Source organism: Streptomyces sp. KLMMK, from assembly GCF_036961605.1.
In the GTDB taxonomy this organism is placed as follows: domain Bacteria; phylum Actinomycetota; class Actinomycetes; order Streptomycetales; family Streptomycetaceae; genus Streptomyces; species Streptomyces telluris.
On the sequence record NZ_JBAMDC010000255.1, the window covers coordinates 1 to 9,688 of the forward strand.

Consider the following 9,688-nt stretch of genomic DNA (forward strand, 5'->3'; position numbering starts at 1 on the left):
CCGAGGTCTCCGCCGCGGTGCAGCGCGTGGCGGAGGCGCTGGCCTCCGACGAGGTCCTGCGGGCCCGGCTCGTCCGCGGCCTCGACCTGGCCCTGCTGCCCGCCGGCGCCTCCGTCCCCGGGGAGCCGCTCTTCACCCGCTAGCCGCGTTCCAGCCGACAGGCGCCCCGTCGTGGATCGACCGACAATGCGAAGAGGTCCACGAGATCCCTGGAGGACGCCATGGACGTGAAGCTGGGGGCCGCAAGTCTCGACTCCGTGGAGACGAGAACCGTCGCCGCCGAGTTCCTCGGCACTCTGCTGCTGGTCTTCTTCGCCGTCGGCTCCGCGGTCCTCGCGGCCGACTACATCGGGGTCCTCGGCATCGCCCTGGCGTTCGGCTTCACCCTGCTGGCCCTCTGCTACGCACTGGGTCCGGTCTCGGGCTGCCACGTCAATCCGGCGGTGACGCTGGGCATGCTGCTGGAGGGCCGCATCGCCCCGCGCACGGCGATCGAGTACTGGGTGGCGCAGCTGCTCGGCGGCATCGTGGGCGCCGCGCTGCTGTTCCTGCTGGCCAAGCAGGTGCCGGGGCTGAAGACGCACGGCGCGTTCGGCAGCAACGGCTGGGGCAGCCGCTCGGCCGTGCACCTGAACACCGGCGGCGCGTTCCTCGCGGAGGTCGTCCTGACCTTCCTGCTGGTCTTCGTCGTGCTCTCGGTGACCCACAAGATCGCGCTGGTGGGCTTCGACGGCCTGCCCATCGGCCTGGCCCTCGCGGTGATCCACCTGGTGGGCATCCCGCTGACGGGCACCTCGGTGAACCCGGCGCGCAGCCTGGGCCCGGCGCTGTTCGCGGGCGGGGGCGCGCTCTCGCAGCTGTGGCTGTTCATCATCGCGCCGCTGATCGGCGGCGTGCTGGCGGCCGGCGCGCACCGGGTCACGCATCCGCCGATGGGTCCGGCCAACCTGGCCGACGACCTGGCGCTCCCGCACTACCCGAAGGGGCCGACGACGGCCGCGCACCCGACGGAAGAACGCCCCGAGCCGCGGGAGGACCGCGACGCCGGGGACGAGGGCGGGGAAGGCGGGGAACGCCCCGGTCGGCCGGGCCCGGCGGGCACGGTCTGACCGGGGCGCGGAAACGCCGGAGGCCGGGGGGAGGCTCAGCCGAAGACGGGGCCCGTGTACTTCTCGCCGGGCCCCTGGCCGGGCTCGTCCGCCACGACGGACGCCTCGCGGAAGGCGAGCTGGAGGGACTTCAGGCCGTCGCGCAGCGGTCCGGCGTGGAAGTTGCTGATCTCGGTGGCGCCGGCGGTCACCAGCCCGGCGAGCGCGGTGATCAGCTTGCGGGCCTCGTCGAGGTCCTTGTGCCGCTCGCCCTCCTCGGCCAGGCCGAGGTTGACCGCCGCCGAGCTCATCAGGTGCACCGCGACCGTGGTGATCACCTCGACCGCGGGGACGTCCGCGATGTCACGGGTCATGGTGTCGAAATCGGGGGCCGCAGCCGGCTCGGTGCCCTGGTTCTCCGGGGTGGCGGGGTTCGCGTCGCTCATGGCGGACACGATACGTGCCGGTGCCGAATCGATTTGCCACGGGTTAGCACGCCTGCTCCACAGCTGCTAGAGTTGTGGATCGACCGGCTGGACGCTTCCGTGTCCGGCCCACAAGTGGAGCTCCGTTCTCCCACCTCGCCCGGCCTCAGGCCGGCAGGTCTCCGGTCAGGCGGCGCCCATCGTTCCGTACGGACGATGGAGCTGCCCGATGCGCCCCGCGGCATGCCGTGGCGGTGTTCCGGTTTTATGGAGCCCCGCCTGTGTCCCGTCGGGGCATTTTTGTTGCACCGGCGCGGTTGGTCTTACGAAAAGACGTTACGTGGCTGCCCGCCAGGCCGCCGCGTGGTGCTACCGAGGAGGATCCATCAGCGCCGAGCCCCGCATCAACGACCGGATTCGAGTCCCCGAGGTGCGACTTGTCGGTCCCAGTGGCGAGCAGGTCGGCATCGTGCCGCTTGCCAAGGCACTGGAGCTTGCGCAGGAGTACGACCTCGACCTCGTCGAGGTGGCGGCGAACGCCCGTCCGCCGGTCTGCAAGCTCATGGACTACGGGAAGTTCAAGTACGAGTCGGCCATGAAGGCCCGTGAGGCGCGCAAGAACCAGGCGCACACGGTCATCAAGGAGATGAAGCTCCGGCCGAAGATCGACCCGCACGACTATGACACCAAGAAGGGTCACGTCGTCCGGTTCCTCAAGCAGGGCGACAAGGTCAAGATCACGATCATGTTCCGTGGTCGCGAGCAGTCCCGGCCGGAGCTCGGCTACCGACTGCTGCAGCGTCTCGCGGAAGACGTCCAGGACCTCGGTTTCGTCGAGTCGAACCCGAAGCAGGACGGCCGAAACATGATCATGGTCCTCGGTCCGCACAAGAAGAAGACCGAGGCGATGGCCGAAGCCCGCGAGGCACAGGCCGCCCGTAAGGCGGAGCGCTCCGGCGCCTCGTCCGCGGACGCCGCCGAGGAGCCCGCAGAGGCGTGATCCGGGGGCGCCCCGCGCCCCGGATGACCCCCCGGGGCATCCGCCCCGGACACCACCGAAACAGATGACACTCCCGTACGCCCTGATACGGCCGGGGAGTGCCACGACGAGGAGAGAACGGCGCTATGCCGAAGAACAAGACGCACAGCGGTGCCAAGAAGCGCTTCAAGGTCACCGGCTCCGGCAAGGTCCTGCGCGAGCGCGCCGGCAAGCGCCACCTGCTCGAGCACAAGTCGTCCCGCCTGACGCGTCGCCTCACCGGCAACGCCGAGATGGCCCCGGCCGACGCCAAGAAGATCAAGAAGCTTCTCGGCAAGTGACGTTCCGGCTTCGGCCGCACGTCCACACCGGGACCCAATCGATTTCGGGTCGTGTGAGAATCCACCACGGCCCCGCTACAAGGAGTTAACAAGTGGCACGCGTCAAGCGCGCAGTCAACGCGCACAAGAAGCGTCGGGCGATCCTCGAGGCGGCCAGCGGTTACCGCGGCCAGCGGTCGCGCCTGTACCGCAAGGCCAAGGAGCAGGTCACCCACTCCCTGGTCTACAACTACAACGACCGCAAGAAGCGCAAGGGCGACTTCCGTCAGCTGTGGATCCAGCGCATCAACGCCGCTGCCCGCCAGAACGGCATGACGTACAACCGCCTCATCCAGGGTCTGAAGGCCGCCAACATCGAGGTGGACCGCAAGATCCTCGCCGAGCTGGCCGTCAACGACATGAACGCGTTCGCCGCGCTCGTCGAGGTCGCCCAGAAGGCCCTGCCGGCCGACGTGAACGCCCCGAAGGCCGCTGCCTGAACCGGCGCCCCGAGGCTGTAGCGACGCGGACCCGCAGGCCCACGGCCTGCGGGTCCGTTCGCGTCCGGCCCCCGGCACCCGCCGTGACGGGCCCGGCCGGTCCCGTCACCCCACCGCACCGCGCACACCAGCAACCGAAAGTGAGCCCATGGCGGCCCCCGAGCTGACCTCCCTGCGATCTCCCCGTGTCGTCGCGGCCCGCCGACTGACCAAGCGCAGCTTCCGCGCCAAGGAGCGCCGCTTCCTGGCCGAGGGGCCGCAGTCCGTCCGCGAGGCCGTGGATCACCTGATCGAGGTCTATGTGACGCCGGACGCCGCCGAGCGCCACGCGGACATCGTCGCCGCCGCCCTCGCCGCCGGCGTGCCCGTGCTGACCGCGACGGACGAGGTCATCGCGGAGATGTCCGACACCGTCACCCCGCAGGGCATCGTCGGCCTCTGCCGCTTCCTGGACACGCCCTTCGAGGAGATCCTGGCCGGCCGGCCGCGGCTGGTCGCCGTCCTCGCCCACGTGCGCGACCCCGGCAACGCCGGTACGGTCCTGCGCTGCGCGGACGCCGCGGGCGCGGACGCCGTCGTGCTCACCGACGCCTCCGTGGACCTCTACAACCCCAAGGCCGTACGGGCCTCCGTCGGCTCCCTCTTCCACCTGCCGGTCGCCGTGGGCGTGCCCGTCGACCAGGTGGTCAGCGGTCTGCAGGGCGTCGGCGCCCGCATCCTCGCCGCCGACGGCGCGGGCGACCGCGACCTGGACGCCGAGCTGGACCGGGGCACCATGGGCGGTCCCACGGCCTGGGTCTTCGGCAACGAGGCCTGGGGCCTGCCCGAGGAGACCCGGGCGCTCGCCGACGCCGTGGTGCGCGTGCCGATCCACGGAAAGGCCGAGAGCCTGAACCTCGCGACCGCCGCCGCCGTGTGCCTCTACGCCTCCGCCCGTGCGCAGCGTGCACCCGGAGGGTGCCGCTCCGTGACCTTCAGCTAGTAGGGTTGCCCCCCGGGGGAGTCGGGAGGGGGTGCGGATGATGAACGTCAGGACTTCCGGAAGCGTGGCCGACGCCGCTCCGGCGGCGGCCCGTGCGCCGCACGGGTCCCACGAGCCGGACGACCCCCTCGTACAGGGGCTCACCGGGCTCGGCCTGCACCCCGACGACCTCCCGGACGGCCTCGTCGTCGCCGATGAGAACGGCCGCGTCACCTGCTTCAACGCCGCCGCCTCCCGCATCACCGCGGTCCGGCCCGACGAGGCGATCGGCCGCCCCCTGGAGAGCGCCCTCCCCCTGGAGGACCTGGACGGCCGCCGCTGGTGGCCGCTCACCGACCCCTACGGCGGGCTGGCCATCCGGGTGGGCCAGCCCGAGCGGAATCTCCTGCTCCCCGGCGGCCGCGAGGTCCTGGTCTCCGCGCGCTATGTCCGCGAGCGGCCCACCGGGCCCGTCCGCCGCCTGGTCGTCCAGCTGCGCGGCACCGACGCCCGCCGCCGCACCGAGCGCAGCCACGCCGAGCTGATCGCCACCGTCGCCCACGAGCTGCGCTCGCCGCTGACGTCCGTCAAGGGCTTCACGGCCACGCTGCTCGCCAAGTGGGAGCGGTTCACCGACGACCAGAAGCGGCTGATGCTGGAGACCGTCGACGCCGACGCGGACCGCGTCACCCGGCTGATCGCCGAGCTGCTCGACATCTCCCGGATCGACTCCGGCCGCCTGGAGCTGCGCCGCCAGCCCGTCGACGTCGTCGCCGCCGTCCGCCGCCACGTACAGGCGTACACCACGGCAGGCCACCGCGCCGACCGCTTCGAGGTCAAGGTCACCGGTCCGCTGCCCGAGCTCTGGGCCGATCCCGACAAGGTCGACCAGGTCCTCGGCAACCTCCTGGAAAACGCGGTGCGCCACGGCGAGGGACGCGTCACGATAGAGGTGGCGCCGGCGCTGCTGAAGGCACGCGCGGAGGACACGGAGGGAACGGCGGTCACCGTGAGCGATGAGGGGCCCGGAATCCCGGAGGAGTCGATGAGCCGCGTCTTCACCCGCTTCTGGCGGGGCAGCAAGCGCGGCGGCACCGGCCTCGGCCTCTACATCGTCAAGGGCATCGTCGAGGCCCACGGCGGGACGATCACCGTGGAGCGAGCCGCCAGCGGTGGCGCCCGGTTCCGATTTACCCTGCCCGTGGGCGCCCCGGCCTTTCTCTCACAGGCCTGAGCGGGCGGCCCGCGGGCCCACCGACCCCCTTGCGCCCCTTAGACTCGACCTTTGGCACCTTTGGCACGACCTTGGCACCCATCTGTCGGGCAAAGCCGCGCAGCGAAGCGAAGCCAGCCACACCGGAAGCACGGGAAGAGATGTCCGCACCCAATAAGTCGTATGACCCTGTCGAGGTCGAGGCACTGAAACCGGAAGAGATCGAGCGCATGCGGGACGAGGCGCTCGCCGCCGTCGCCGCGGCCGCCGACCTCGAAGCCCTGCGCGAGGTCAAGGCTGCGCACGCCGGCGACCGCTCGCCCCTCGCCCTCGCCAACCGCGAGATCGGCGCCCTGCCGCCGCACGCCAAGGCCGAGGCCGGCAAGCGCATGGGCATGGCCCGCGGCGCGGTGAACAAGGCGTTCGCCGCCCGCCAGGTCGAGCTGGAGGCGGAGCGCGACGCCCGCGTGCTGGTCGAGGAGGCGGTGGACGTCACCCTGCCGTACGACCGCACGCCGGCCGGCGCCCGCCACCCCATCACGACCCTCAGCGAGCGCATCGAGGACGTCTTCGTGGCCATGGGCTACGAGGTCGCCGAGGGCCCCGAGGTCGAGGCGGAGTGGTTCAACTTCGACGCGCTGAACATCGCGCAGGACCACCCGGCCCGCGCCATGCAGGACACGCTCTTCGTCCAGGCCCCGGGCAAGAAGGCCAAGGAGGCCGAGTCCGGCGTCGTGCTGCGCACCCACACCTCCCCGGTGCAGGTCCGCACGATGCTCGACCGCGAGCCGCCCGTCTACGTGATCTGCCCCGGCCGCGTCTACCGCATGGACGAGCTGGACGCGACGCACACGCCGGTCTTCACCCAGGTCGAGCTCCTCGCCATCGACGAGGGCCTGACCATGGCCGACCTCAAGGGCACCATCGAGCACATGGTGCGCTCGCTGTTCGGCGAGGGCCTGACCACGCGTCTGCGCCCGAACTACTTCCCCTTCACCGAGCCCTCCGCCGAGCTGGACATGCAGTGCTATGTCTGCCGCGGCGAGTCGGCCGGCAACCCCGAGCGCCCCTGCCGCACCTGCTCCAGCGAGGGCTGGATCGAGCTGGGCGGCTGCGGCATGGTCAACCCGCGCGTGCTGACCGCCGCGGGCATCGACCCGGAGAAGTACAGCGGCTTCGCCTTCGGGTTCGGCATCGAGCGACTGCTGATGTTCCGCCACAACGTCGAGGACATGCGAGACATGGTCGAAGGTGACGTGCGCTTCACCCGGCCGTTCGGGATGGAGATCTGATGCGCGCCCCGCTTTCCTGGCTGCGGGAATACGTCGACCTGCCGGCCGGTGAGACCGGTCGCGACGTGCAGGCCAAGCTGATCGCCGCGGGTCTCGAGGTCGAGCGCGTCGAGAGCCTCGGCGCCGGCCTGAAGGGCCCCCTGGTCGTCGGCAAGGTCCTGACCATCGAGGAGCTCGAGGGCTTCCGCAAGCCGATCCGCTTCTGCACCGTCGACGTCGGCACGGCCAACGGCACCGGTGAGCCGCAGGAGATCGTCTGCGGCGCCCGCAACTTCTCCGTCGGCGACAAGGTCGTCGTCGTGCTGCCCGGCGCCGTCCTGCCCGGCGACTTCGCCATCGCCGCCCGCAAGACCTACGGCAAGGTCTCGCACGGCATGATCTGCTCCGGCGAGGAGCTGGGCATGGGCGACGACGGCACGCACGGCATCATCGTGCTGCCGCAGGAGTACGAGCCCGGCACCGACGCCATCGAGCTGCTCCAGCTCGTCGACGAGGTGCTGGACATCGCGGTCACCCCCGACCGCGGCTACTGCCTGTCGATGCGCGGCATCGCCCGCGAGGCCGCCACCGCCTACGGCCTGCCGCTGCGCGACCCGGCCCTGCTGGACGTGCCCGCGCCCAACGCCTTCGGCTACCCCGTCAAGGTCGCCGACCCGGCCGGCTGCGACCGCTTCACGGCCCGCACGGTCACCGGTCTCGACCCCGAGGCCCGCTCCCCGATCTGGCTCCAGCGCCGCCTGCAGAAGGCCGGCATGCGCCCGATCTCCCTGGCCGTCGACATCACCAACTACGTGATGCTGGAGCTCGGCCAGCCGCTGCACGCCTACGACCGCTCGCGCCTCGACGGCCCGATCGGCGTCCGGCGTGCCGAGCGCGGCGAGAAGCTGACCACCCTCGACGGCACCAAGCGCGTCCTGGACCCCGAGGACCTGGTCATCACCGACAACCGCGGCCCGATCGGGCTCGCGGGCGTCATGGGCGGCGCCGAGACCGAGATCGGCGACCACGCCGCCGGTTCGGGCACCACCGAGGTCGTCGTCGAGGCGGCGCACTTCGACCCCGTCGCCATCGCCCGCGCCGTCCGGCGCCACAAGCTGCCCTCCGAGGCGGCCAAGCGCTTCGAGCGCGGCGTCGACCCGCAGGCGGCCTCCGCGGCCGCCCAGCGCACCGTCGACCTGCTCGTGCTGCTCGCGGGCGGCACCGCCGAGGCCGGCGTGACCGAGTTCGCCGCCCCCAGCGGTCCGCGCACGATCGCCATGCGCGCCGACCACCCGGACGGCGTCGCAGGTGTCGAGTACGGCCGGGAGACCGTCGTCCGCCACCTCCAGGAGGTCGGCTGCGACGTCTACGGGCAGGACGAGCTGATCGTCACCGTCCCGAGCTGGCGCCCGGACCTCACCGACCCGAACGACCTCGCCGAAGAGGTCATCCGGCTCGAGGGCTACGAGAACCTGCCCGCCACCCTGCCGGCGCCCCCCGCCGGCCGTGGCCTGACCCACCGGCAGCGGCTGCACCGCCGCGTCGGCCGGGCGCTGGCCGGCGCGGGCTACGTCGAGGTGCTCAACTACCCCTTCGTCGGGGACTGGGCGCTCGACCACCTGGGCCTGGAGGCCGACGACCCGCGCCGCAGCACGGTGCGCCTGGTCAACCCGCTCTCCGAGGCCGAGCCGGCGCTGCGCACCACGATGCTGCCGGGCCTGTTCACGGCCCTGCGCCGCAACGACAGCCGTGGCGAGCACGACCTGGCCCTCTTCGAGACCGGTCTCGTCTTCCTGCCCACCGGCGAGGAGACCACCCCGGTCCGGCTGCCCGTCGACCGCCGTCCCACCGACGAGGAGATCGCCGGCCTGAACGCCGCGCTGCCCCGGCAGCCGCGCCGTGCGGCCGCCGTCCTCGCCGGGGCTCGCGAGCTCGACGGCTACTGGGGCAAGGGCCGTCCGGCCGGCTGGGCGGACGCCGTCGAGGCCGGCCGTACGGTCGCGCGCGAGGCGGGCGTCGAGCTGATCGTCCGTCAGGACCAGCGGGCGCCGTTCCACCCGGGCCGCTGCGCCGCGTTCTACGCCGTGGTCGAGGGCGCCGAGGTGTTCGCCGGCTCCGCCGGTGAGCTGCACCCGCGCGTCGTGAAGGCCTTCGGCCTGCCGGAGCGCACCTGCGCCATGGAGATCGACCTCGATGTCCTGCAGCAGGCCGGCGCCGGTGCCGTCGAGGCCCCGCACGTGTCCTCCTTCCCGGTGGCCACGCAGGACGTCGCGCTCGTCGTGGACGCCTCGGTGGCGGCCGCCGACGTCGAGGCCGCGCTGCGGTCCGGCGCGGGCGAGCTGCTCGAGTCGCTGCGCCTGTTCGACGTCTTCGCCGGCGAGCAGATCGGCGCGGGCAAGAAGTCGCTCGCGTACGCGCTGCGCTTCCGCGCGGCCGACCGCACCCTGACGGCCGAGGAGGCGACCGGCGCGCGCGACGCCGCCGTGGCCGCGGCCGTCGAGCGCACGGGCGCGGTGCTGCGCGGCGCGTGACGCTGCGTGATGCGGCGTGACCGCCTGCGCGGCGAGAAGTCGCGGCTGAAAACAGCTGGAAGCAGCTGGAGGAAGCCGGGGAGAGCGCAGGTGATTGCGGCCTAAACGAGGGGCGCATCCGGTGAACCGGATGCGCCCCTCTCGCGTTTCCTCACTCAAGAGTGTCCGAATGTCACTCAATGGGGTGGAATTGAAGGCCCAGGTCGTTACTTAGCGCTGATCGCTCGCGAGAATCGAGGGCGTCATTGCTGCTAGGGGGGCCAACGGCATGATTCGGACAAGAGCGGTGCGCCGGCCGCGGGGGGTGGTGTTCGCTCTCCCCGGGCTGTGGGTACTCGGAGTGGTCGCGTGGGAGCTCGTGAGCCCCCGCGGCGAGGGCGTGCACCTGCTCGCGGCCGTC

Annotated in this window: 9 protein-coding genes and 1 pseudogene; 9 read left to right on the top strand and 1 reads right to left on the bottom strand. The window is 72.0% G+C overall.

Going from position 1 to position 9,688, the window contains the following annotated elements:
* Together V7793_RS26940 and V7793_RS26945 are read left to right on the top strand one after the other, a co-directional pair.
* Positions 1–143, top strand: a pseudogene (locus V7793_RS26940) (SseB family protein); the annotation flags it as partial.
* A 114-nt stretch (positions 144–257) separates the two neighbouring features.
* Positions 258–1,109, top strand: coding sequence for an MIP family channel protein (locus V7793_RS26945; RefSeq protein ID WP_336010914.1), 852 nt, complete (start codon positions 258–260; stop codon positions 1,107–1,109).
* 35 nt (positions 1,110–1,144) lie between these two features.
* Here V7793_RS26945 and V7793_RS26950 read toward each other — a convergent pair whose 3' ends face one another.
* Positions 1,145–1,534, bottom strand: a complete 390-nt coding sequence (locus V7793_RS26950) for a DUF1844 domain-containing protein (RefSeq protein WP_336010900.1) — start codon at positions 1,532–1,534, stop codon at positions 1,145–1,147.
* Between the two features lie 319 nt (positions 1,535–1,853).
* Between V7793_RS26950 and infC the strand changes: the two genes are divergently transcribed.
* The 7 genes from infC (at position 1,854) to pheT (ending at position 9,288) form a co-directional block, all read left to right on the top strand.
* Positions 1,854–2,513 carry a translation initiation factor IF-3 gene (gene infC, locus V7793_RS26955; protein ID WP_106675931.1) on the top strand — a complete coding sequence of 220 codons (660 nt, stop codon included), beginning with the start codon at positions 1,854–1,856 and terminating at the stop codon, positions 2,511–2,513.
* Positions 2,514–2,638: 125 nt separating this feature from the next.
* Complete coding sequence (rpmI, locus tag V7793_RS26960; protein WP_030369870.1) at positions 2,639–2,833, top strand: 50S ribosomal protein L35; 195 nt, start codon at positions 2,639–2,641, stop codon at positions 2,831–2,833.
* A 92-nt stretch (positions 2,834–2,925) separates the two neighbouring features.
* Positions 2,926–3,312, top strand: coding sequence for a 50S ribosomal protein L20 (gene rplT, locus V7793_RS26965; RefSeq protein ID WP_071964710.1), 387 nt, complete (start codon positions 2,926–2,928; stop codon positions 3,310–3,312).
* 148 nt (positions 3,313–3,460) lie between these two features.
* Positions 3,461–4,294, top strand: a complete 834-nt coding sequence (locus V7793_RS26970) for a TrmH family RNA methyltransferase (protein WP_058045197.1) — start codon at positions 3,461–3,463, stop codon at positions 4,292–4,294.
* A 40-nt stretch (positions 4,295–4,334) separates the two neighbouring features.
* Positions 4,335–5,507, top strand: coding sequence for a sensor histidine kinase (locus V7793_RS26975; protein ID WP_336010917.1), 1,173 nt, complete (start codon positions 4,335–4,337; stop codon positions 5,505–5,507).
* 140 nt (positions 5,508–5,647) lie between these two features.
* Positions 5,648–6,778, top strand: a complete 1,131-nt coding sequence (pheS, locus tag V7793_RS26980) for a phenylalanine--tRNA ligase subunit alpha (RefSeq protein ID WP_168095971.1) — start codon at positions 5,648–5,650, stop codon at positions 6,776–6,778.
* A complete protein-coding gene (pheT, locus tag V7793_RS26985; protein ID WP_336010912.1) occupies positions 6,778–9,288 on the top strand; it encodes a phenylalanine--tRNA ligase subunit beta in 2,511 nt (836 codons plus the stop codon). The genes pheS and pheT overlap by 1 nt, the downstream gene beginning before the upstream one ends.
* The last annotated feature ends 400 nt before the right edge of the window (positions 9,289–9,688 follow it).